This is a genomic window from Cedecea sp. NFIX57, from assembly GCF_900177785.1.
In the GTDB taxonomy this organism is placed as follows: Bacteria; Pseudomonadota; Gammaproteobacteria; order Enterobacterales; family Enterobacteriaceae; genus Cedecea; species Cedecea neteri_C.
The window spans coordinates 29357-51606 of sequence record NZ_FXAS01000008.1; the positions used below are offsets into that span (position 1 = coordinate 29357).

The following is a 22250-nucleotide window of genomic DNA, read 5'->3' on the forward strand; positions in this document are numbered from 1 at the left end:
AGAAAATAGCAAAAACAATCTGTTATCACGTGAAGGATTTTTCAGCAAGGCGGCGGCGAGATGTGGATCACATCTCGCCATTTTTTGGACTACTGCCAGCCGTAACGGCGGCTGTAGAAGCCTTTTACCGCCTGAGTCAGCATCATGTAGCCTGCCAGGATGATCACCAGCAGCGGGAAGTAGCTCAGCGGCAGCGCCTGCAGGTGGAGGTACTCCGCCAGCGGGGAGAACGGCAGTGCAATCCCGAGCGCCATCACCAGCAGCGTCATCACCATCAGCGGCCAGGCCGGACGGCTTTGCAGGAACGGAATGCGGCGGGTACGGATCATATGCACAATCAGCGTCTGTGACAGCAAGCCTTCCACGAACCAGCCGGACTGGAACAGCGTTTGCGCTTCCGGGGAATTGGCTTTGAAAATCCACCACATCACGCCGAAGGTCACGATATCGAAGATGGAGCTGAGCGGCCCGAAGAACACCATAAAGCGGCCCAGGTCGGCCGGGTTCCAGCGCTGCGGCTGCTTGATTTGCTCATCGTCGACGTTATCAAACGGGATCGCGACCTGCGAGACATCGTACATCAGGTTCTGAATCAGTAAGTGGATCGGCAGCATCGGCAGGAACGGCAGGAAGGCGCTGGCCACCAGCACGCTGAAGACGTTGCCGAAGTTGGAGCTGGCGGTCATTTTGATGTACTTGAGCATGTTGGCGAAGGTACGACGCCCTTCGATCACGCCCTCTTCCAGCACCATCAGGCTTTTTTCCAGCAGGATGATGTCGGCAGCTTCACGGGCGATATCCACCGCGCCGTCGACGGAAATACCGATATCCGCCGCGCGCAGGGCCGGGGCATCGTTGATGCCGTCACCCATAAAGCCAACCACATGGCCTTCACCGCGCAGCAGGCGAACGATGCGCTCTTTGTGCATCGGCGTCAGGCGGGCAAACAGCGTGGTTTGCAGCGCTACGCGCGCCAGCGCTTCATCGCTCATTGCCTCGATGTCGCTGCCGATGATCACGTCGCCCACGTCCAGGCCGACTTCACGGCATACTTTTGCCGCGACCAGTTCGCTGTCGCCGGTCAGGATTTTTACCGCAATGCCGCTGGCTTTCAGCGCTTTTAACGCCGGCGCGGTGGTTTCTTTCGGCGGATCGAGGAAGGCAATGTAGCCTTCAAGGATCAGGTCGGACTCATCCACGCGGCTGTAGTCTGCGCTGCGAGCAGGCAGGAATTTGGTGGCAACGGCAACCACACGCAGGCCCTGGCTGTTTAGCGAGTCGGTTACGCTGCGAATGCGCGTCAGCATCCCTTCGCTGAGCGGCACAATTTCGTCCCCGTGGCGTACGTGGGTACAGACGTTGAGGATCTCCTGCAGCGCGCCTTTGCAGATAAGCTGATGCACGTCGGCCTGCTCGGAGACCACAACCGACATGCGGCGGCGGTCAAAATCAAAAGGAATTTCATCTATTTTGTGCCAGCGGGCAACCGCCGTACGAGCATGGTCAGCCTCGACGCCTTCCAGTACCGCCACGTCGAGCAGGTTTTTCAGGCCGGTCTGGTAGTGGCTGTTCAGCCAGGCGGTATGCAGCACGCGATCGCTTTGCTCACCGAAGATATCGGTGTGGGTTTCCAGCACGATGCGGTCCTGTGTCAGGGTGCCGGTTTTATCGGTACACAGGATGTCCATCGCGCCAAAGTTCTGGATAGCATCCAGGTGTTTCACAATGACTTTTTGCTTCGACAGTTTGACCGCCCCGCGCGCCAGCGTGGAGGTCACGATCATGGGCAGCATTTCCGGCGTCAGGCCGACGGCAACGGAGAGCGAGAACAGCGCAGCTTCCCACCAGTCGCCCTTGGTGAAGCCGTTAATCAGCAGCACCACCGGCACCATCACCAGCATAAAGCGGATCAGCAGCCAGCTTACGCGGCTGATCCCCCGCTGGAAGGCGTTAGGTTCACTTTCCTGCTGGGTGACACGCCCGGCAAGCTGGCCGAACCAGGTGTTGCCGCCGGTGGCGATAATCATCGCCAGCGCGGTGCCGCTCACCACGTTGGTGCCCATAAAGCAGAGGTTGTCGCACTCCAGCGGGTTGTGCTGGTCGTGCTGACGGCTGACGGCGACTTTCTCAACCGGCAGCGATTCCCCGGTCAGCGACGCCTGGCCAACAAACAGGTCGCGCGCCTGCATCACGCGCAGGTCGGCCGGGATCATGTCACCTGCGGCGAGCTTAACAATGTCACCAGGTACCAGCTGGTCCAGCGGAACTTCGACGTAGGCATATTCGCCCTGATCGTTGATCACGCGCAGCACGGTGGCCGTGTTGCTCACCATCGCTTTCAGCGCATCCGCCGCGCGGGTGGAGCGGGTTTCCTGGATGAAGTTCAGCAGGGTGGAAATCACCACCATCAGCGCGATGACGCTGGCGCCGAACAGATCATCTTCCGTGGCGTAGGAGAAAATCCCCAGCGCCGTCAGCAGCAGGTTGAACGGGTTGCGGTAACAAACCCAGAGATGCACAAACCACGGTGCGGGTTTCTGCGCCGGGATCTGGTTCAGGCCGTGGGTTTCGCGCGCCTTTTCGACTTCGCGAGCGTCCAGCCCTTCCGGATGGCTGCCAAATTCAACGTAGAGCTGCTCTTCGCTGGCAGCGGCATATTTCAGGCAGGCCTGGGTCAGCGTCGCCGGAATATCGGCGGCCTTCGCCACCACTTTCCCGTCAGGCATAGGATCGCGCTGCACCAGGCGGCGCGGCAGGTGGCGGCTCAGTTGGGACATCAGCTGGCGTGTGAGGTTTTTAAATTGCATAAACGTCCTTAGCACCGTCTTAGCGGTACCTAAGTTTCCTGCAGGCGCAACAACGCTGCACCAGGCAGGAGAGCATCAACAAGCAGGGACGTAAAAGAGAGCGGTCGTCACTGCCTTACAAAACCGGTAAGGCAGCGGGCGTTAACCTGTGGCTTACCGGAAAATTCCTGTTACTTCAGGGTGAGGACTGGGATCGGGTTCCATGTCATCTCCGGTAGCGTTGAAAGAAAAATAGCATTACGCCTTCTGGCATAATGAGAATGCCCGGTATACTACGCCCGTAAAACTAAACCGTCTGTAAACCAGATTTTGCCCATATCGGGAACGGGATAGAGCGTTAATATTTTAATCCTGGTAAGTATATTCTAAATAATCAGGATTACAGGTTGGTGGCAAACGAGTGACAATCACTGCATTCGTGTCCCAAAGGAAAAAGGGCTAGCCACCATTGTCTAACCAGCCAATTTGCACCGTGACCGCCAGGGAAAAGAACAACCATGCAAAGTCGCCTTACCATCAAAGATATTGCCCGCCTGAGCGGCGTGGGGAAATCTACCGTTTCGCGCGTATTGAACAATGAAAGCGGCGTCAGCGCCCGCACGCGGGAACGGGTTGAAGCGGTAATGCAGCAGCATGAGTTCTCCCCTTCCCGCTCGGCGCGCGCGATGCGCGGGCAAAGCGACAAAGTCGTCGCCATTATCGTGACCCGCCTGGACTCCCTGTCGGAAAATCTGGCGGTGCAAACCATGCTGCCTTGCCTTTACGAGCAGGGCTACGACCCGATCATGATGGAAAGCCAGTTCTCACCAGAGATGGTTGAGGAGCATCTTGGCATGCTGCGCCGCCGCAATATCGACGGCGTGATTTTGTTCGGCTTCACCGGCATCAACGAGAAAGTGCTGCAGCCCTGGCGCTCCACGCTGGTGCTGATGGCGCGCGACGCCAGCGGCTTCGCTTCAGTGTGCTACGACGATGAAGGCGCCATTCACATCCTGATGTCTACGCTTTATCAGCAGGGCCACCGGGATATCAGCTTCCTTGGCGTACCGCACGGCGACGTCACCACCGGTTACCGTCGTCACCAGGCGTATCTCGCGTTTTGCCGTGACCACGATATTGTCCCCAATGCTGCCCTGCCGGGCCTCGCCATGAAGCAGGGCTACGAGCATGTGGTTGAAGTCCTGACCCCGAAAACCACCGCCCTGCTGTGCGCCACCGACACCCTGGCGCTGGGCGCAAGCAAATACCTCCAGCAGCAAAACCGCAGCGATATTCAACTGGCGAGCGTGGGAAACACGCCGCTGATGAAATTCTTGCATCCTGAAATCATCACCGTTGACCCAGGCTATGCCGAAGCCGGTCGCGCCGCGGCTTTGCAGCTGATCGGACAGATTTCTCAGGGCCAACAGCTGCGGCAAATCGTCATCCCTAGCCACCTGCAATAAAACGCCCCTGAACGGGATTTTGTGATCTTCGCCCGGTTTCGGGAACGTTCCCATTTTCGCATAATAGAAACCTGGCTACCCTTACAACAGGTCATTACCTCCTACCCAGGGTGTTACTCATGAGCAAAGTAAAACAACAAGACATCGACAAACTGATCGAACTGGTTGGCGGACGCGAGAATATCGCCACCGTCAGCCACTGCATTACCCGCCTGCGTTTTGTGCTGAACCATCCCGAAAATGCCCATCCTAAAGAGATCGAAAACCTGCCCATGGTGAAAGGCTGCTTTACCAATGCCGGTCAGTTCCAGGTGGTTATCGGTACCGATGTGGATGATTACTACAAAGCCCTGATTGCCACGACCGGGCTCGACTCCGCGGACAAAGAGCAGGCCAAAACGGCGGCCCGTCAAAACATGAAATGGCACGAGCAGCTGATCTCCCACTTCGCAGAGATCTTCTTCCCGCTGCTGCCTGCGCTGATCAGCGGAGGTTTGATCCTTGGCTTCCGTAACGTCATTGGCGACCTGCCGATGAGCAACGGGGAAACCCTTGCCCAGATGTATCCGGCGCTGAAAACCGTCTATGACTTCCTGTGGCTGATTGGCGAGGCGATCTTCTTCTATCTGCCGGTGGGCATTTGCTGGTCCGCGGTGAAGAAAATGGGCGGCACGCCAATCCTCGGCATCGTGCTGGGCGTTACGCTGGTCTCCCCGCAGCTGATGAATGCCTACGAACTGGGCACCAAAATTCCGGAAGTGTGGAACTTCGGCTGGTTCACCATTGAGAAAGTCGGTTACCAGGCGCAGGTTATCCCGGCGCTGCTGGCCGGTCTGGCGCTCGGCTTCATCGAAACACGGATGAAACGCATCGTGCCGGATTATCTTTATCTGGTTATCGTGCCGGTATGTTCTCTGATCCTGGCCGTCTTCCTGGCACACACCGTGATCGGGCCGTTTGGCCGTATGATCGGCGACGGCGTGGCGTTCGCGGTTCGTCACCTGATGACCGGCAGCTTCGCCCCTGTTGGTGCCGCGCTGTTTGGCTTCCTGTATGCACCGCTGGTGATTACCGGCGTTCACCAGACCACGCTCGCCATCGACATGCAGATGATCCAGAGCCTGGGTGGGACACCGGTTTGGCCGCTGATTGCGCTGTCCAACATCGCACAGGCATCTGCTGTTGTCGGCATCATTATCTGTAGCCGCAAGCAGAACGAACGTGAAATCTCCGTCCCGGCGGCTATTTCTGCCTACCTCGGCGTGACCGAGCCGGCCATGTACGGGATCAACCTGAAGTACCACTTCCCGATGCTGTGCGCGATGGTCGGTTCCGGCCTAGCTGGCCTGCTGTGCGGCCTGAACGGCGTGATGGCAAACGGGATTGGCGTCGGCGGTCTGCCGGGCATTCTGTCCATCCAGCCTAAGTTCTGGGGCGTCTACGCCATTGCGATTGTTATCGCGGTGATTGTGCCGATTATCCTGACCTCCATCGTCTACAAGCGTAAATTCCGCCAGGGCACGCTGCTGGTGGTGTAGTGAGATTGACCGGGGGCAGAAATGCCCCCTTTTTCGTCAGAGCAAAGTGACTTTTTCTCGCTTTGTGGGTTATCAGCTGAAAATCAGCCCATTGATTTTCCTTGTTTATTTTTGATGGCACTGAAGGTTCTTTCTACTACCAGAAGCTTGTCATCAGTTTGTGGGGCAATTCCGCCCCTTCAGCTAGCAGGAACTCGCTATGAATATCACTCCTCCGTGGTGGCAAAACGGCGTCATCTACCAGATTTACCCGAAGAGTTTCCAGGACACGACCGGCAGCGGGACCGGCGATCTGAAGGGCGTGATTAAGCGTCTGGATTACCTTAAGACGCTGGGCGTTGATGCCATCTGGCTCACACCGTTTTATGTCTCGCCTCAGATAGATAACGGCTACGACGTCGCTGACTACTGTGCGATAGATCCGACCTACGGCACGCTGGAAGATTTTGATTTGCTGGTAACCGAAGCCCACCAGCGCGGTATTCGTCTGGTGCTCGATATGGTGTTTAACCACACTTCCACGGAGCACGCCTGGTTTAAGCAGGCGCAGGATAAACACAGTCCGTACCGCGAGTTCTATATCTGGCGCGACGGCAACCCGGATGTTCTGCCGAACAACTGGCGTTCGAAGTTCGGCGGCAATGCCTGGCAGTGGCAGGCGGAAACGGGCCAATACTACCTGCACCTTTTCGCGCCTGAGCAGGCCGATCTCAACTGGGAAAACCCAACGGTTCGCGCCGAGCTGAAGAAGGTTTGCGAGTTCTGGGCCAACCGCGGCGTGGACGGCCTGCGCCTCGACGTAATTAACCTGGTGTCAAAAGACCAGACGTTCCCGAATGACGTGAACGGTGGCGACGGGCGTCGTTTTTACACCGATGGTCCACGAGTTCATGAGTACTTGCAGGAATTCAGCCGCGATGCCTTTAAGCCACTCGGCCTGATGACCGTTGGCGAAATGTCCTCCACCTCGCTGGATAACTGCCAGAAATACGGTGCCCTGGACGGCAGCGAGCTGTCGATGACCTTTAACTTCCATCACCTGAAAGTGGACTATCCGGGTGGCGAGAAATGGACGCTGGCAAAGCCTGACTACGTGGAGCTGAAATCCATCTTCAACCACTGGCAGCAGGGTATGCACAACGTGGCGTGGAACGCGTTGTTCTGGTGTAACCACGACCAGCCGCGCATCGTGTCCCGTTTTGGTCACGAAGGCGAACTGCGAACCACCTCCGCGAAGATGCTGGCCATGGTGCTGCACGGTATGCAGGGCACGCCGTACATCTATCAGGGCGAAGAGATTGGGATGACCAACCCGCATTTCTCCAGCATCGACCAGTATCGCGACGTAGAAAGCCTCAATATATTTACCGAGCTGCGAACCCTTGGGCGCGACAGCGATACGCTGATGGCTATTCTTGCCAGCAAGTCACGCGACAACAGCCGCACGCCGATGCAGTGGGATGCTGGCCGCAACGCCGGCTTTAGCGAGGGCACGCCGTGGATTGGCCTGTGTGATAACTACCAGGCGGTCAACGCCGTAGCGGCACTGGAAGACAAAGAGTCGGTCTTCTATACCTACCAGCAATTGATCAAGCTGCGTAAGGCGGAGCCGGTGCTGACCTGGGGGAATTATCAGGATCTGCTGCCGGAGCACCCGCTGGTGTGGAGCTACAGCCGCCAACACGAAGGCCAGACGCTGGTGGTTGCCGCGAACCTTAGCGCGGAGACGCAATGGCTGCAGCTGGAAGGGCATGAAGGCGAATGGGAGGTGCTGATGAGTAACTATGCTGATGCCGCCCCTAAGCCTGCGGAGATGAGCCTGAGGCCGTTTGAGGCGGTGTACTGGGTTAAGCGTTAATCTGGTACTGGCAACCCCGAATGCCGCTTCTGACCCTCTCCCTGGAAGGGAGAGGGTCAGGGTGAGGGGAAAATTACCCTTTCAGCGCCTGAATTCGGCTCAGCCAGCCGTTAAGACCCTCATCGATCAGCGCTTCCGTAATCGTATTCGCCCCCTGAATAAGCGCAGGTACCTGCCAAATCATACCGGTCTTATTCGCCATCGCATGGAACGGCAGCAGTAATTCTTCCACCGTGTAGCGGTTGGCACCTTCTGCACGATAGGCTTCCGCCAGGCCGCCTGTCGACGTCATGACCATCAGCTTTTTCCCGTGCAGCGCGGTGCCGTTGGTGCCGTAAGCAAAGCCAAAGGTCAGCACCTGATCCTGCCAGTCCTTGAGGATCGCCGGGGAGCTGTACCACCAGAACGGGAACATCAGCACAATCGTATCGTGCGCCAGCAGCAGCGCCTGTTCACGTTCAACATCAATCTGGTGATCCGGATACTCACGCTTAAGCTCGTGCACGGTGACGCCTGCAATACTTTTCAGGGCCGTCACGCCAGCGCGGTTAATACGGGATTCATCAGGGGCGCGATGCGCCGCCAGCACTAATATTTTATTCATCTTTCAGGCCTCATTTTTGGAATGAGGCTATCTTTTCAGATGACAGGGCTTACCTGTAGTCCATAACATGGCACATCTGTTTCAACCAAAGGTTACAAGCATGATGCTTTCCGCAGACGTTCATCGGCTCATTCCGGCTTTTCTGGCGGCGGCAGACTGCCAGAGTTTTTCCGAGGCTGCCCGTCAGTTGGGCGTTACGCCCGCGGCGGTAAGTAAAAGCATACGCCAGCTTGAACAGCGGCTGGGCATCGTGCTCTTTGTACGCAATACACACTTTGTGGTGCTGACCGAGGCAGGTACGGTGCTGCGTGATGAGGTCGCACCGCTGTGGCAGGCGCTGAACCAGGCGCTGGTTAACCCGGGGGCGGAACCCTCGGGGCTGCTGCGCGTCAGCGTGATCCCCGGTTTTGGCCGCCACTGCCTGATGCCGATCCTGGCTGAATTCCAGCGGCGCTATCCGCTGATTCGCTTTGAGCTGTCGATGGAAGCCCGTAGCGTCAACCTCATTGGTGAACGCATTGACGTGGCCATCGGCCACCGCACGGTAAGAGATAACCGTGTGGTCGCCCGCGAGCTGTATACCTCGAAAATGATTACAGCGGCGTCACCGGCCTATTTAGCACAATTCGGAACGCCACGGACGCCGGAAGAACTCGCGGAGCATCGCTGCCTTATCCACCGCAACTCCGGCACCGGGCGCCTGCAACAGTGGATGAATAACGAAACCCTGTTTGAAGAGCCTTCAGCCTGGTTTATCTCCACCTCACCGGATTCGCTGGTGGATGCGGCGCTGTCCGGCATGGGGATCGTTTATCTCGCCGACTGGTATCTCACCAAACCGATTGCCGAAGGAAAACTGCTGCCGATTTTGCAGAATATTGCTACTGAACCACAGCGTCTCTGGGTGAAATATGCCGGAGCAAAAGTCCCGCTCAAAACGCGGGTTTTTGTCGAGTATTTATACGAAAAACTGCTCCAATAGTTATTGGCATTTTTAGCAATGCCCACCGCTTCTGCTGCCCCCGATTTACTTTGTCCTGCATCAATAAAATCGCAAACATGTTTGATGCAAATCACTATATATAGACCTTAAAATGCACCCCGACCCTATATGTTGTATTCATCGACTATTATAACAACAGCCTCCACAGGATAAGTTTGGGGATTACCTGTGGATAAAAAGGGTCGAATTTCGGGAAGTTTTGACAGGACAGACGGCTACGCGCCCCCGGATACCCCCCTGCCTTTGTGGATAACCTAACAATAAACGGAGAAATCATGACACCGCATGTGATGAAAAGAGACGGGTGCAAAGTGCCTTTCACTTCAGAGCGCATCAGAGAAGCCATTCTGCGTGCAGCTAAAGCAGCGGGAGTCGATGACGCGGACTATTGCGCCACCGTCGCAGATATCGTCAGTCAGCAGATGGCCGGTCGCCGCCAGGTCGACATCGGCGAGATCCAGGTCGCCGTGGAAAACCAGCTTATGGCCGGAAACTACAAGCAGCTGGCGCGCGCCTATATTGAGTATCGCCATGACCGCGATATTGAGCGCGAGAAGCGTGGCCGCCTGAACCAGGAAATTCGCGGCCTGGTTGAGCAGACCAACTCCGCCCTGCTTAACGAAAACGCCAACAAGGACAGTAAGGTCATCCCCACCCAGCGCGACCTGCTGGCCGGGATCGTCGCCAAGCACTATGCCAAGCAGCACCTGCTGCCGCGTGATGTGGTACTCGCGCACGAACGCGGTGATATTCACTATCACGATCTCGACTATTCTCCGTTTTTCCCAATGTTCAACTGCATGCTTATCGATCTCAAAGGCATGCTGACCCACGGCTTTAAAATGGGTAACGCCGAGATCGAACCGCCAAAATCCATTTCTACCGCAACGGCGGTTACGGCGCAGATTATCGCCCAGGTTGCCAGCCATATTTACGGCGGAACCACGATTAACCGCATCGACGAAGTGCTGGCCCCGTTTGTGACCGAAAGCTTTAACAAGCACCGTAAAATTGCCGAAGAGTGGCAGATCCCGAATGCTGAGGAATACGCACACTCCCGCACCGAGAAAGAGTGCTACGACGCCTTCCAGTCCCTTGAATATGAAGTGAATACCCTGCATACCGCCAACGGACAGACGCCGTTTGTCACCTTTGGTTTTGGTCTCGGCACCAGCTGGGAGTCCCGCCTGATCCAGACCTCGATTCTGCGCAATCGCATCGCCGGGCTGGGCAAAAACCGTAAAACCGCAGTGTTCCCAAAACTGGTCTTTGCGATCCGGGACGGTCTGAACCATAAGTTCGGCGATGCTAATTACGACATTAAGCAACTGGCACTGGAATGCGCGTCCAAACGCATGTACCCGGATATTCTTAACTACGACCAGGTAGTGAAAGTCACCGGTTCATTTAAAACCCCAATGGGTTGCCGCAGCTTCCTCGGCGTATACGAAGAAAACGGGGAGCAGATCCACGATGGGCGTAACAACCTCGGCGTGATCAGCCTGAACCTGCCGCGCATTGCGCTGGAAGCCAAAGGGGATGAAACCGCCTTCTGGAAACTGCTGGACGATCGCTTACTGCTGGCGCGTAAAGCACTGATGACCCGCATTGCCCGCCTGGAAGGCGTCAAAGCCCGCGTGGCCCCCATCCTCTATATGGAAGGTGCCTGCGGCGTGCGCCTGAAAGCCGACGACGACGTGTCTGAGATCTTTAAAAATGGCCGGGCGTCTATTTCCCTGGGCTATATCGGCATCCATGAAACGGTGAATGCCTTGTTCGGTAACCAGCATGTTTACGACAACGAAGCCCTGCGCGAGAAAGCCGTTGCCATCGTTTCCCGCCTGCGCGAAGCCACCGACAGCTGGAAAGAAGAAACCGGCTACGGCTTTAGCCTGTACAGCACGCCAAGTGAGAACCTGTGCGACCGCTTCTGCCGCCTGGATACCGCCGAGTTTGGCGTTGTGCCTGGCGTGACGGATAAAGGCTACTACACCAACAGCTTCCACCTCGACGTCGAGAAAAAGGTGAATCCTTACGACAAAATCGACTTCGAAGCACCTTACCCACCGCTGGCTAACGGCGGTTTTATTTGCTACGGCGAGTATCCGAACATTCAGCACAACCTGCGGGCGCTGGAGGATGTGTGGGATTACAGCTACAAGCACGTGCCTTACTACGGCACCAATACGCCAATCGATGAATGCTACGAGTGCGGCTACACCGGCGAGTTCGAATGTACCAGCAAGGGCTTTACCTGCCCGAAATGCGGTAACCATGATGCGGCGCGCGTGTCCGTTACCCGTCGCGTATGCGGTTACCTCGGCAGCCCGGATGCTCGCCCGTTCAACGCCGGCAAGCAGGAAGAGGTTAAGCGTCGCGTGAAGCACCTGGGTAACGGACAGATCGGTTAACGATTTCCGTTTTAGCCTTTAACGCTGCCAAATCTTTGGGACAAAGCTGACTTTCAGCACGTTTTTCGCAAAGCAATTGACGTTAGAACAAGGCGGCAAAGGAAGGAATCCCCGGGAGCTTACATAAAGTAAGTGACCGGGGTGAGTGAGAGCAGCCAGCACAGTGATGGCGTCAATTGAGATGCGAAAATGAATTATCATCAATACTACCCTGTCGACATCGTCAATGGCCCCGGCACTCGCTGCACGTTGTTTGTCTCAGGCTGCGTGCACGAATGCCCCGGCTGCTACAACAAAAGCACCTGGCGCGTGAACTCGGGCATGCCGTTTACCACAGAAATGGCTGACCGCATTATTACCGACCTGAAGGACACCCGCGTTAAGCGCCAGGGGATTTCGCTCTCGGGCGGTGATCCGCTGCATCCACAGAACGTACCGGACATTCTGAAACTGGTGAAACGCGTGCATGCCGAATGCCCGGGGAAGGACATCTGGGTGTGGACGGGGTATAAGATTGATGAGCTGAACGCCGCGCAGCTGGAAGTGGTGGCGTTAATCAACGTCCTGGTGGACGGCAGGTTTGTTCAGGATTTAAAAGACCCGGCGCTGATCTGGCGCGGCAGCAGCAACCAGGTCGTTCATCACCTGCGCTAACACAGGCTTCCCGGTCGCCCGCGGGAAGCCTCATTTCAGCACATCATGACGATGCACGGTTCCCCATTCACACATCATATCCAACACCGGGATCAGCGACTTACCGCGCTCTGAAAGGCTGTACTCCACCTTGGGTGGGATTTGCGGGTATTCGTCCCGGATAATCAACCCGTCGTTTTCCAGCTCCTTTAGCGTCAGGCTCAGGGTCCTGAACGAGATAGTCTCAATGCAGCGTTTGAGTTCGTTGAAGCGAATCACCGGCTTATGCTCCGCCAGCGCATAGAGAATGATCATTTTGTATTTCCCATTCACCAGCGACAGCGTGTAGGCAAAGCCCGTGTCGCCCATAAATGCGCAGGAATCTGGCATAGCCTTTTCGCTCATTACACTATCCTTTAGTATAGTACATATCAACAATGACAGTATTGTACTTTAATTTAAAGCCTCCTATGATGCAAACATCAAATAAACGCCGATGAACAGTCATCTTAAGAGGAATTAAGTATGAAGACGTTAATTGTTGTTATTCATCCGAATATTAATGAGTCTAAAATTAATAAACATTGGGTAGGTGAATTAGAAAGTCATCCAGAGTTATATACTGTCCATAATCTTTATCAGATTTATCCCGATGGCGTTATTGATGTGGAGCGCGAGCAAAAACTGATTGAGCAACACGATAAAATTATTCTGCAATTTCCGCTGTACTGGTTTAACAGTCCGCCATTGTTAAAACAGTGGCTGGATGAAGTTTTTACCTATGGCTGGGCCTACGGCTCTACCAGCGGGCATAAGCTCAGAGGCCGTAAGTTCGCGCTGGCGGTAAGCGCCGGCATCAAAGAGGAGGACTTTTCACCTGACGGGCGTTATCAGCATTCGTTACAGGAAATACTTCTGCCGTTTGAAATGACAGCGAAATATGTCGAAGCGGATTATCAACCCTTCTACGCATTTTATGGTGCCGAATATGAAGTGTCAGATCAGCAGTTGGAAAAGAGTGCTAAAGGATATATTGATTATCTGCAGTCCTTTTAATACTTAGCATCTAACCTCTGAAAACTATCTTCTCAATAATTATTGAGCGGTATATCTTTGCTATTAAAAAGCCACGTAAACAACCGTGGCTTTGATTTATCAGTGACAGGAAAATGCTTGTTAAATAAGCGCCAGGCTACCCACAATAATGCCGCTTAGTGCCACCAGACCGCCGGTGAGCCACAAGGCTTTAGCCGGGAAAGCTTTATGCAGCATGATAAGCGACGGCAGGCTGACCGCCGGAAGCGTAATCAACAGCGCCAGCGCCGGCGCCGTGCCCATGCCTGCCAGCATCATGGTTTGCACGACAGGAATTTCTGCTGCAGTAGGGATCACGAACAGGCAGCCGACAACCGCCATGGCAATCACCCAGAACAGCGTGTCACTCACCACGCCATCAGCGTGGGGGAACAGCCAGACACGGGCGGCGCCAAGCGCCAGCACGGCGAGGATATAGACAGGGATTGTGCTCCAGAAGAGCTGCCACAGCGCTTTTCCCCAACGAATAAGGAAAGAATCGTCTTCAGTCGAACGGCTAACGGCAGGGACTGGTTCAATGATGTGCGGCTTATCTTTTACCCAGCGCTGCACCAGCAAAGCCACACCGAGAACCGTCGCCAGGCCCGCCACTAACCGCACCAAAGCAAACTGCCAGCCCAGCACAAACCCCATAAAGACCAGTGTCGCAGGGTTCAGTAGCGGGTTCCCCATCCAAAAGGCCAGCGCCCCGCCCATGGAAACGGACTGGCGACGCAGGCCCGCCGTCACCGGTGCCGCACAGCAGGTGCACATCATGCCGGGGAGTGAAAACAACGTACCGAAGAACGTCCCGCGGAGACGCTGTTGCCCCAGGGTGCGCAGCAGCCAGTCACGGGGAATAAGCACCTGTACTAGCGACCCCAGGATGACGCCCAGTACCGCCGCTTTCCAGACGGCCAGAAAATAAACCATCGCATAATCCAGCGCGGCCTTGAGCGGGTTTGCATCCGCCTGAGCGATGATAGATTTTCCAATACTGTGGGTTTCCGCGGCGGTAAACGCTTTGCCGTAGTATGGCTGCCACTTCACGTACCAGAGCCCGGCTATCACCACCAGGAAAAACAGCGCGGGCTTCCACCACGGAAATGTACGCACTCCCCGGACGGAGGCGGAAGAAAGAGACATCGTCGTTTCCCTGAAATTGATTAGCGAGAGAAGTATTTATCGCGCCATATTATGCGCGACAGGCACAATGGGAAAGATTAAACACCAGAAGATTGTGCGGCTAATTCACGCAGTTGACCTGAGTCGAGAATCGTCACGCCTTCCCGTGCTGGATTGAGCGCTTCAGAAAGCATCGCTTTCACCACGTCCACTGACTCAATAGCTTTTAGCTTGCCGGGCAGCATTTTAAAAATTGGCACCATCAGCGTTTCATTTAACCTCCGGGCGTGGCGTTCCCCCAGCAGCATTGAAGGCCGAGCAAGGGTCAGGCGCGGCCAGTTCTGTGCTATCAGCGCGTCTTCCATTTCGCCCTTAACGCGGTTGTAGAAGAACGGCGAGCGGCTGTTCGCCCCCAGCGCACTGACCACCAGCATATGTTTTGCACCCAGCCGGAGGCCAGCAAGTGCTGTATCCACCACCAGCGTATAGTCGACGAGGATAAAGGCTTCCTTGCTGCCCGCATCGCGTAGCGTCGTTCCCAGGCAGCAAAAGACGATATCGATCGGTTCAGTGACCTGCGCAAGCGCGTCGGAAAGCTGCGGGTCGTGAGGATTGATCACCTTGTTCAGCGCTACCGGCAGCGGCCGGCGAGTGGGTGCCACAATCGAGCTGATGCGCGAGTCCTGACTAAGCAGGCGGAGTAAATGGCCGCCAACAAGCCCCGTGGCTCCGGTGATTAAGATTCGACTCATAATGCCTCCTGTTCTCGCTAAGCGCTTGCAATGTCAGCATGGTAGTCCAGGCTTAATAGTGCCACAAACATAACGGAGGAAAGATGAGCAAGAAAATTGCAGTTCTGATTACCGACGAGTTTGAGGACTCTGAATTTACCTCACCGGCTGAGGAGTTTCGGCAGGCCGGACACCAGGTAATCACTATCGAGAAGCAGGCGGGAAAAACGGTTACCGGCAAACAAGGCGAAGCCAAAGTGAAGATCGACAAGGGGATCGACGAAGTCCGTCCGGCCGACTTTGACGCCCTGTTGCTCCCTGGCGGTCATTCCCCTGACGCCCTGCGTGGCGACGATCGGTTTGTCAGCTTCACCCGCGATTTTGTTAACACCGGAAAACCCGTGTTTGCCATTTGTCACGGCCCACAACTGCTGATCAGCGCAGACGTGATACGCGGCAGGAAGCTCACTGCGGTAAAACCTATCGTCGTTGATGTGAAAAATGCCGGTGCAGATTTTTACGATTGTGAAGTCGTCGTTGATGGGCATCAGCTGGTCACCAGTAGAACGCCTGAGGATCTACCGGCGTTTAATCGTGAAGCATTGATTCTGCTGGGCCGCTAGTCCTCACGTAACCAGTGTAGCTTTTTCCCGAAGCCAAGCGTGTTGTCGGTCATTTTCAGCTCATCAAGCCGAATTTCCCACATCGGGGCCGACATCACTTTCGCAATCGGAAAACGCTTTAAGTAGCGGATACGGAAGTCAGCCGCTTCTTCTGCCGCCAGCAGGCGAATGTCCCCCCGGAACTGTACGCCACGGATAAGCGCCACGGTTTTGGGCTGACCGTTTATCGTCCCGGCGACTGGCGCTTGCTCCCCAATCAGCTCGCCGTGGCGGGATGAGGCATCGCTCAGCAGATAAAAGGCCACGCGTTCCGGGTCGAAAATATAAAACGCGTTAGAACACCAGAGCGACTGTCCACTGCCCACGCAGTAGCTCAGAACATGTTGTTTTGTCAGCCAACGGCTGATGGCATTGAGTGATTCCATCGTCATCCTGAACAGTGATACTCTGCGACAAACGTTAATTATGCGCCCGCCCTATGACTTCCTGGTATCTCTATTTAATTCGCTGCCCCGATAACCGCCTCTATACCGGTATTACCACCGATGTAGCACGCCGCTTTGCCCAACATCAGTCCGGAAAAGGAGCCAAGGCGCTGCGTGGCAAGGGGGATCTGGATTTGGTGTTTAGCCAGAGGGTAGGAAACCGGTCGCTGGCGCTGCGGGTCGAGTACCGAATTAAACAGTGGAACAAAGCCGAGAAAGAGCGACTGGTGGCGGGAAAGCTCGCCCTTGAAGACCTGCTGACAAGCCTTCAAGGGGAAACTCGCTAAACGTTGTTGAAGTGGTCAGAATACTCCACCAGGCCACTGACACCGTTCAGGGCATCATCCGCCAGGGGATGAACCTGGAATGCCGCTTCGGTGCCAGGCCAGCGACAGCGCAGACCGTAACGGGCCGCAGGCTGGAAGCCAAGGTGACCGTACATCTCCGGCGATCCGAGCGTGACCACGGCGGCATAGCCAAACTCATTCAGAGAGTCCAGCCCTTCGTATACGAGCTGTTTGGCAATACCCTGCCCGCGAACCGACTCATCGACTGCCAGCGGCGCGAGCCCCACCCACTGTAACTCTTCGCCTTCTACAGCGACCGGGCTGAAGGCAACATAGCCAATCACCTGCCCTTCATCGTCGGTGGCGACGAGACCCAGCGTTAACAGCCCGTCTTCCCGCAGTGCCTTCACCAGCTCAGCTTCGCCATCGCCTTCAAAGGAACGGCGCAGCAGTGCGTCGATGCCGGGCGCATCAATGGGAATTTCTACACGAATTAACATGGCTCACCTATCGAATTACCTTCAGGGGCGGCGTTATGTTTCAAACCCGCCTCAACAAAATCAGCCAGCTGTAATAGCAGGATGCGTAGCGGTTTAGGCATGGCATCCAGCTCAATGGCATCCATTAGATTCTTCACATATAATCCAAGTTCCGTGTCGCCTTCAATGACCAGACGACGCTGGAAAAACAGGGTGTCAGGATCCTGCTTGCGAGCGGCTATCAGCAACAGATCGTTGGCCTCAGCGCTAAAGCTCACATCTGCAGGTGCATCGTCGCACACCAGCAGCTTATTGTCCTCAACGGAAGTAAACCACTTCAGGCCCAGATCGCGTACTTCAATACTTAGCCAGCGGCCTGCCAGAAAGTCCAGCTCGCCATCCTGCAGCGCCTGGCGGAACTGCCAGCCCAGCACCTGCTCCAGTACCTGACGCTTAACGGCAAAGGGGGTTAACTTGACTGGAACCCGCAGCAAAGAAGGACCAGCCTGAACCAGGCGAGAACGCAGTTTATCGAACACGGGGTTAACTCCTTTAAAAGATTTGCCGCTATTTTGCCATAACGACAATTCCCGATGGCGCGCCAAATCAACAATTCCGCAGGTTGCTGCGGGGCCGAATTGGCGGCGGCTACACTAAGCAATACGCCTTTCTCTGCCCCAAATCAAAAATTGTCGCCGACAGGTTAACTAAAATCCCGGTTCGTTAACAATTATGCTGCCCGTCCCTGTGCAGCGCGGGCATGTATTCATGCCCCCTATGATTCAGGATAAAATATGGAGTTGCTTTGCCCGGCCGGAAACCTTCCGGCGTTGAAAGCGGCCATCGATAACGGTGCAGATGCGGTGTACATCGGCCTGAAAGATGATACTAATGCGCGTCATTTTGCCGGTCTTAATTTCACCGAGAAAAAGCTGCAGGAAGCCGTCAGCTACGTGCATCTTCGCGGCCGCAAGCTGCATATTGCCATCAATACTTTCGCCCACCCGGACGGTTACTCACGCTGGCAGCGGGCAGTCGATATGGCAGCCCAGTTGGGTGCCGATGCGCTGATCCTGGCGGATTTAGCCATGCTGGAATATGCCGCTGAGCGCTATCCGCATATCGAGCGCCATGTGTCGGTGCAGGCTTCGGCCACCAACGAAGAGGCAATTCGCTTCTATCATCGCCACTTCGATGTTGCCCGTGTGGTGCTGCCGCGCGTGCTCTCCATTCATCAGGTCAAACAGCTCGCTCGCGTCACGCCAGTGCCGCTGGAAGTCTTCGCCTTCGGAAGCCTGTGCATTATGGCGGAAGGGCGCTGCTATCTTTCGTCTTACCTTACCGGCGAGTCGCCCAATACCGTGGGTGCCTGCTCCCCAGCCCGTTTTGTGCGCTGGCAACAAACGTCACAGGGTCTGGAATCCCGCCTCAACGATGTGCTGATTGATCGCTATCAAGACGGCGAAAATGCGGGCTATCCTACCCTCTGCAAAGGGCGTTACCTGGTTGACGACAGGCCTTACCACGCGCTGGAGGAACCCACCAGCCTTAACACGCTCGAGCTGCTGCCAGAGTTGCTGGCCGCCAATATTGCGTCAGTGAAAATCGAAGGTCGTCAACGCAGCCCCGCATATGTCACTCAGGTGGCAAAAGTCTGGCGGCAAGCTATCGATCGCTGCATGGCCGATCCTAAAAACTACCAGGCCCAGCCCGCCTGGATGGACACGCTGGGCTCTATGGCCGAAGGCACGCAAACCACGCTCGGTGCCTATCACCGCAAATGGCAGTAGGAAAAAGCATGAAATATTCATTAGGGCCGGTGCTTTACTATTGGCCGAAAGAGACGCTGGAAAAGTTTTATCAGGCCGCGGCGAAAAGCCGGGCCGATGTTATTTACCTCGGCGAAGCGGTGTGCAGCAAGCGCCGGGCAACCAAAGTCGGCGACTGGCTGGATATGGCCAAAATGCTCGCAGGCCAGGGCAAGCAAGTGGTGCTTTCTACATTAGCACTGGTGCAGGCTCCGTCAGAATTGGGTGAACTGAAGCGCTATGTAGAAAACGGCGACTTTCTGATTGAAGCCAATGATATCGGCAGCGTGAATATGGCCGCCGAACGCAAACTTCCGTTCGTCGCCGGACATGCGCTCAACTGCTATAACGCCGTGACACTGCGCCTGTTATTAAAACAGGGCATGATGCGCTGGTGTATGCCGGTCGAGCTTTCCCGCGACTGGTTAGCCAATATGCTCAACCAGTGTGATGAGCTCGGCATTCGTGACAAATTCGAAGTGGAGGTGCTGAGTTACGGCCATCTGCCGCTGGCTTATTCCGCCCGCTGCTTCACCGCACGCTCCGAAGACCGCGCCAAGGATGAATGCGAAACTTGCTGCATTAAGTACCCTAATGGCCGGGATATGCGCTCTCAGGAGCAACAGCAAGTCTTTGTGCTGAACGGCATTCAGACCATGAGCGGCTATGTCTATAACCTCGGCAATGAGCTGACGTCGATGAAAGGGCTGGTGGATATTGTTCGCCTGTCACCAATGGGCTTAGGAACGTTGGATATTTTGAACGCCTTCCGCGCCAATGAGAACGGCAGCGCCCCGCTACCGCTGGCTAACCGCAGCGACTGTAACGGCTACTGGCGACGCGTCGCCGGGCTGGAGCTTCGGGCCTGACAATAGCTCACTTTGTTAACAAATTTGGTCATCGTTTAATGCACTATTAAGAGTGCAGCTTTTCTGGCCGGCGCGGTATTCCTGCGCCAGGCTGGAAGAAGACCTTCAATCTGATGACTACGCTGTAACAAAAGTGAGCGGTTATGACTGACAAAAATGTGGCTTTCTCGGTGCTGGATTTAGCGCCGATCCCTCAAGGCTCCTCGGCGCAGGAGGCTTTTTCCCACTCTCTGGATCTCGCCCGACTGGCTGAAAAGCGCGGCTATCACCGCTACTGGCTGGCGGAGCACCACAATATGGTCGGCATTGCCAGCGCGGCAACGTCGGTGCTGATTGGCTATCTGGCCGCGAATACCACCACGCTGCATTTAGGTTCCGGCGGCGTGATGCTGCCGAACCATTCCCCGCTGGTGATTGCCGAGCAGTTCGGTACCCTGAATGCGCTCTATCCTGGGAGAATCGATCTCGGGCTTGGCCGTGCGCCGGGCAGCGATCAGCCGACGATGAGGGCGCTGCGACGCCATATGAGCGGCGACGTGGATAACTTCCCCCGGGACGTTGCAGAGCTGGTGGACTGGTTTGACGCCCGCGATCCGAATCCGCACGTACGCCCCGTGCCGGGTTACGGTGAAAAGGTACCGGTCTGGCTGTTAGGCTCCAGCCTGTATGGCGCTCAACTGGCGGCACAGCTGGGCTTGCCGTTTGCTTTTGCTTCGCACTTTGCGCCTGACATGCTGTTCCGGGCGCTGCAGCTCTATCGCGAGAACTTCAAGCCGTCCGAGCGGCTGGCAAAACCTTACGCGATGGTGTGCATCAATATTGTGGCAGCAGACAGTACCCGCGATGCCGAGTTCCTGTTTACTTCCATGCAGCAGGCGTTTGTTCGCCTCCGTCGCGGCGAAACCGGCCAGCTTCCACCGCCGGTAGAGAATATGCATCAGCTCTGGTCTGCCTCTGAGCAATATGGGGTTCAACAGGCCCTGAGCATGTCTCTGGTGGGGGATAAAGCAAAAGTGCGCCACGGCCTGGAGTCCGTACTGCGCGAAACTGAAGCGGATGAAATTATGGTTAACGGCCAGATTTTCGATCATCAGGCGCGTTTGCATTCGTTCGATTTGGCGATGCAGGTGAAAGAAGAGCTTTTAGGTTAGTGATGTATTGGGCCCTCTCAGCTCGGAGGGCCCGTTAATCTTTACTTATAGACCGGCAGAACATCGAAGGTAGACAGGATGTGTACCAGCGCGTTGCCCACGCCAAAGACCAGAATCAGGGCAATCATCGGTTTACCGCCCCAGACGCGGAATTTCGGGCTGCCGAAGCGTTTACGTGATTTTCTCGCCAGCAGCGCGGGGACAATGGCCGCCCAGATCGTCGCCGCCAGTCCAGCATAGCCAATCGCATACAGAAAACCGTTCGGCCACAACAGGCCACCGACAATCGGCGGCACAAAGGTCAGCAGCGCCGTTTTCAAACGCCCCATAGCGGAATCATCAAACCCAAACAGATCCGCCAGGTAATCGAACAGCCCCAGAGTGACGCCGAGGAATGAACTCGCTACCGCAAAGTTCGAGAACACCACCAGTAACAGGTCCAGGCTTCGGCTGTTGAGCACGCCGCTCAGCGCCTGCACCAGTACGTCAATGTTGCCGCCCTTCTCCGCGATGCCAATAAACTCAGGGCGTGGAATATTCCCCATCGTTCCCAGCAGCCAGATGGTATACAGCCCCAGCGCCATCAGCGTGCCGTAAATCAGGCAGCGAATAATGGTGTGAGGATCTTTGCCGTAATACTTCATCAGGCTAGGCACATTGCCGTGATAGCCGAAAGAGGCCAGGCAGAACGGCAGCGTCATTAATAAATAGGGCGTGTAGGACGCATTGCTCTCCGCCACGTTAAATAGCGTGGTTGGTGTGACATGCCCAAGCAGGCTGCCGAAGGTCAGGAAGAAAGTAATGACTTTTGCGCCAAGTACAATGGCCGTCATGCGGCTAACCGCTTTGGTACTCAGCCAGACGATAAACGCCACAGCCAGCGCAAAGACCAGCCCCGCCAGACGAGCCGGCACGTCCAGCGACATCTCCGAAAACGTATGGTGCAGGATGGAGCCGCTGGCCGAAATATAGGCGTAGGTCAGGATATAAAGCACAAACGCAATCGACAGGCCGTTGATCGCGTTCCAGCCGCGCCCCAGAAGATCTTTTGTGATGGTGTCGAAGCTGGAGCCGATGCGGTAGTTCAGGTTCGCCTCCAGGATCATCAGCCCGGAATGCAGCATACAGAACCAGGTAAAGACCAGCGCAGCCAGTGACCAAAAGAACCAGGCTCCTGACATCACCACCGGGAGCGAAAACATCCCTGCGCCAATGATAGTCCCACCGATGATCATTACCCCGCCTATTAACGAAGGCTTTGTGCCGGGGGCGGTTAACGTTGTCATATCGAATCCCTGAAAAACTGAGCACGACGAAAT

21 protein-coding genes are annotated in these 22250 nt (G+C 55.7%); 12 read left to right on the forward strand and 9 right to left on the reverse strand.

The annotated features are described in order from the left end of the window. Positions 1-89: 89 nt before the first annotated feature. A complete protein-coding gene (gene mgtA / locus B9Y90_RS08395) occupies positions 90-2807 on the reverse strand; it encodes a magnesium-translocating P-type ATPase (RefSeq protein ID WP_085540954.1) in 2718 nt (905 codons plus the stop codon). A gap of 497 nt (positions 2808-3304) precedes the next feature. Between mgtA and treR the strand changes: the two genes are divergently transcribed. From treR to treC, 3 genes are all read left to right on the forward strand, one after another. Next, positions 3305-4252 (forward strand): trehalose operon repressor TreR, encoded by a 948-nt coding sequence (treR, locus tag B9Y90_RS08400; RefSeq protein WP_085540955.1) that lies wholly within the window; start codon positions 3305-3307, stop codon positions 4250-4252. Between the two features lie 119 nt (positions 4253-4371). Then, entirely contained in the window at positions 4372-5790 is a 1419-nt protein-coding gene (treB, locus tag B9Y90_RS08405; RefSeq protein WP_085540956.1) for a PTS trehalose transporter subunit IIBC, read from the forward strand. A gap of 199 nt (positions 5791-5989) precedes the next feature. After that, a complete protein-coding gene (gene treC, locus B9Y90_RS08410) occupies positions 5990-7648 on the forward strand; it encodes an alpha,alpha-phosphotrehalase (RefSeq protein WP_085540957.1) in 1659 nt (552 codons plus the stop codon). A 73-nt stretch (positions 7649-7721) separates the two neighbouring features. Here treC and B9Y90_RS08415 read toward each other — a convergent pair whose 3' ends face one another. Next, positions 7722-8252, reverse strand: coding sequence for an NAD(P)H-dependent oxidoreductase (locus B9Y90_RS08415; protein WP_085540958.1), 531 nt, complete (start codon positions 8250-8252; stop codon positions 7722-7724). 100 nt (positions 8253-8352) lie between these two features. Here B9Y90_RS08415 and B9Y90_RS08420 point away from each other — a divergent pair, with 100 nt between their 5' ends. The 3 genes from B9Y90_RS08420 to nrdG all read left to right on the forward strand — a co-directional run bounded on the left by B9Y90_RS08420 (position 8353) and on the right by nrdG (position 12320). Then, entirely contained in the window at positions 8353-9234 is an 882-nt protein-coding gene (locus tag B9Y90_RS08420) for a LysR family transcriptional regulator (RefSeq protein ID WP_085540959.1), read from the forward strand. Between the two features lie 296 nt (positions 9235-9530). Next, on the forward strand, positions 9531-11666 hold the full coding sequence (gene nrdD / locus B9Y90_RS08425) for an anaerobic ribonucleoside-triphosphate reductase (protein ID WP_085540960.1): 2136 nt from the start codon (positions 9531-9533) through the stop codon (positions 11664-11666). Positions 11667-11855: 189 nt separating this feature from the next. After that, entirely contained in the window at positions 11856-12320 is a 465-nt protein-coding gene (nrdG, locus tag B9Y90_RS08430; protein ID WP_085540961.1) for an anaerobic ribonucleoside-triphosphate reductase-activating protein, read from the forward strand. Positions 12321-12350: 30 nt separating this feature from the next. Here nrdG and B9Y90_RS08435 read toward each other — a convergent pair whose 3' ends face one another. Beyond that, positions 12351-12704: a winged helix-turn-helix transcriptional regulator gene (locus tag B9Y90_RS08435; RefSeq protein ID WP_085540962.1), complete on the reverse strand. Its 354-nt coding sequence runs from the start codon at positions 12702-12704 to the stop codon at positions 12351-12353. A gap of 120 nt (positions 12705-12824) precedes the next feature. On the opposite strand from B9Y90_RS08435, the gene B9Y90_RS08440 reads away from it, so the two are divergent. Continuing rightward, positions 12825-13355, forward strand: coding sequence for an NAD(P)H-dependent oxidoreductase (locus B9Y90_RS08440; protein WP_085540963.1), 531 nt, complete (start codon positions 12825-12827; stop codon positions 13353-13355). 120 nt (positions 13356-13475) lie between these two features. On the opposite strand, the gene B9Y90_RS08445 is transcribed toward B9Y90_RS08440, so the two are convergent. Together B9Y90_RS08445 and B9Y90_RS08450 are read right to left on the reverse strand one after the other, a co-directional pair. Beyond that, positions 13476-14519 carry a permease gene (locus B9Y90_RS08445; RefSeq protein WP_085540964.1) on the reverse strand — a complete coding sequence of 348 codons (1044 nt, stop codon included), beginning with the start codon at positions 14517-14519 and terminating at the stop codon, positions 13476-13478. Between the two features lie 77 nt (positions 14520-14596). Continuing rightward, positions 14597-15250, reverse strand: coding sequence for an NAD(P)H-binding protein (locus B9Y90_RS08450; protein WP_085540965.1), 654 nt, complete (start codon positions 15248-15250; stop codon positions 14597-14599). An 83-nt stretch (positions 15251-15333) separates the two neighbouring features. Between B9Y90_RS08450 and B9Y90_RS08455 the strand changes: the two genes are divergently transcribed. Next, entirely contained in the window at positions 15334-15852 is a 519-nt protein-coding gene (locus B9Y90_RS08455) for a type 1 glutamine amidotransferase domain-containing protein (RefSeq protein WP_085540966.1), read from the forward strand. Here the strand turns inward: B9Y90_RS08455 and B9Y90_RS08460 are convergent. Beyond that, the gene (locus B9Y90_RS08460) at positions 15849-16277 is read right to left on the reverse strand and encodes a YhbP family protein (RefSeq protein ID WP_085540967.1); all 429 of its coding nucleotides are present in this window, start codon (positions 16275-16277) and stop codon (positions 15849-15851) included. The two genes, B9Y90_RS08455 and B9Y90_RS08460, sit on opposite strands and share 4 nt — an antisense overlap. A 53-nt stretch (positions 16278-16330) precedes the next feature. Between B9Y90_RS08460 and B9Y90_RS08465 the strand changes: the two genes are divergently transcribed. Further along, the gene (locus B9Y90_RS08465; protein WP_085540968.1) at positions 16331-16624 is read left to right on the forward strand and encodes a GIY-YIG nuclease family protein; all 294 of its coding nucleotides are present in this window, start codon (positions 16331-16333) and stop codon (positions 16622-16624) included. Here the strand turns inward: B9Y90_RS08465 and B9Y90_RS08470 are convergent. Further along, positions 16621-17124 carry a GNAT family N-acetyltransferase gene (locus B9Y90_RS08470; RefSeq protein ID WP_085540969.1) on the reverse strand — a complete coding sequence of 168 codons (504 nt, stop codon included), beginning with the start codon at positions 17122-17124 and terminating at the stop codon, positions 16621-16623. The two genes, B9Y90_RS08465 and B9Y90_RS08470, sit on opposite strands and share 4 nt — an antisense overlap. Then, complete coding sequence (ubiT, locus tag B9Y90_RS08475; RefSeq protein ID WP_039288056.1) at positions 17118-17642, reverse strand: ubiquinone anaerobic biosynthesis accessory factor UbiT; 525 nt, start codon at positions 17640-17642, stop codon at positions 17118-17120. The genes B9Y90_RS08470 and ubiT overlap by 7 nt, the downstream gene beginning before the upstream one ends. Before the next feature lie 255 nt (positions 17643-17897). Between ubiT and ubiU the strand changes: the two genes are divergently transcribed. From ubiU to B9Y90_RS08490, 3 genes are all read left to right on the forward strand, one after another. Continuing rightward, entirely contained in the window at positions 17898-18893 is a 996-nt protein-coding gene (gene ubiU / locus B9Y90_RS08480; protein ID WP_085540970.1) for a ubiquinone anaerobic biosynthesis protein UbiU, read from the forward strand. 8 nt (positions 18894-18901) lie between these two features. Then, positions 18902-19780 carry a U32 family peptidase gene (locus B9Y90_RS08485; RefSeq protein ID WP_172744681.1) on the forward strand — a complete coding sequence of 293 codons (879 nt, stop codon included), beginning with the start codon at positions 18902-18904 and terminating at the stop codon, positions 19778-19780. Between the two features lie 143 nt (positions 19781-19923). Then, entirely contained in the window at positions 19924-20931 is a 1008-nt protein-coding gene (locus tag B9Y90_RS08490) for a luciferase-like monooxygenase (RefSeq protein ID WP_008454765.1), read from the forward strand. Positions 20932-20972: 41 nt separating this feature from the next. On the opposite strand, the gene mtr is transcribed toward B9Y90_RS08490, so the two are convergent. Further along, the gene (gene mtr, locus B9Y90_RS08495; protein WP_085540971.1) at positions 20973-22217 is read right to left on the reverse strand and encodes a tryptophan permease; all 1245 of its coding nucleotides are present in this window, start codon (positions 22215-22217) and stop codon (positions 20973-20975) included. Positions 22218-22250: the final 33 nt, after the last annotated feature.

Excerpts from the sequence above, each read along its gene's own strand:
- B9Y90_RS08440 (WP_085540963.1), top strand. The coding sequence starts at position 12,825 with ATGAAGACGTTAATTGTTGTTATTCATCCGAATATTAATGAGTCTAAA.
- B9Y90_RS08445 (WP_085540964.1), bottom strand. The coding sequence starts at position 14,519 with ATGTCTCTTTCTTCCGCCTCCGTCCGGGGAGTGCGTACATTTCCGTGG.
- mtr (WP_085540971.1), bottom strand. The coding sequence starts at position 22,217 with ATGACAACGTTAACCGCCCCCGGCACAAAGCCTTCGTTAATAGGCGGG.
- B9Y90_RS08450 (WP_085540965.1), bottom strand. The coding sequence starts at position 15,250 with ATGAGTCGAATCTTAATCACCGGAGCCACGGGGCTTGTTGGCGGCCAT.
- B9Y90_RS08420 (WP_085540959.1), top strand. The coding sequence starts at position 8,353 with ATGATGCTTTCCGCAGACGTTCATCGGCTCATTCCGGCTTTTCTGGCG.
- B9Y90_RS08460 (WP_085540967.1), bottom strand. The coding sequence starts at position 16,277 with ATGGAATCACTCAATGCCATCAGCCGTTGGCTGACAAAACAACATGTT.
- B9Y90_RS08485 (WP_172744681.1), top strand. The coding sequence starts at position 18,902 with ATGAAATATTCATTAGGGCCGGTGCTTTACTATTGGCCGAAAGAGACG.
- B9Y90_RS08465 (WP_085540968.1), top strand. The coding sequence starts at position 16,331 with ATGACTTCCTGGTATCTCTATTTAATTCGCTGCCCCGATAACCGCCTC.
- nrdD (WP_085540960.1), top strand. The coding sequence starts at position 9,531 with ATGACACCGCATGTGATGAAAAGAGACGGGTGCAAAGTGCCTTTCACT.
- mgtA (WP_085540954.1), bottom strand. The coding sequence starts at position 2,807 with ATGCAATTTAAAAACCTCACACGCCAGCTGATGTCCCAACTGAGCCGC.
- treB (WP_085540956.1), top strand. The coding sequence starts at position 4,372 with ATGAGCAAAGTAAAACAACAAGACATCGACAAACTGATCGAACTGGTT.
- B9Y90_RS08490 (WP_008454765.1), top strand. The coding sequence starts at position 19,924 with ATGACTGACAAAAATGTGGCTTTCTCGGTGCTGGATTTAGCGCCGATC.
- B9Y90_RS08435 (WP_085540962.1), bottom strand. The coding sequence starts at position 12,704 with ATGAGCGAAAAGGCTATGCCAGATTCCTGCGCATTTATGGGCGACACG.
- ubiU (WP_085540970.1), top strand. The coding sequence starts at position 17,898 with ATGGAGTTGCTTTGCCCGGCCGGAAACCTTCCGGCGTTGAAAGCGGCC.
- B9Y90_RS08455 (WP_085540966.1), top strand. The coding sequence starts at position 15,334 with ATGAGCAAGAAAATTGCAGTTCTGATTACCGACGAGTTTGAGGACTCT.
- nrdG (WP_085540961.1), top strand. The coding sequence starts at position 11,856 with ATGAATTATCATCAATACTACCCTGTCGACATCGTCAATGGCCCCGGC.
- B9Y90_RS08415 (WP_085540958.1), bottom strand. The coding sequence starts at position 8,252 with ATGAATAAAATATTAGTGCTGGCGGCGCATCGCGCCCCTGATGAATCC.
- B9Y90_RS08470 (WP_085540969.1), bottom strand. The coding sequence starts at position 17,124 with ATGTTAATTCGTGTAGAAATTCCCATTGATGCGCCCGGCATCGACGCA.
- treC (WP_085540957.1), top strand. The coding sequence starts at position 5,990 with ATGAATATCACTCCTCCGTGGTGGCAAAACGGCGTCATCTACCAGATT.
- treR (WP_085540955.1), top strand. The coding sequence starts at position 3,305 with ATGCAAAGTCGCCTTACCATCAAAGATATTGCCCGCCTGAGCGGCGTG.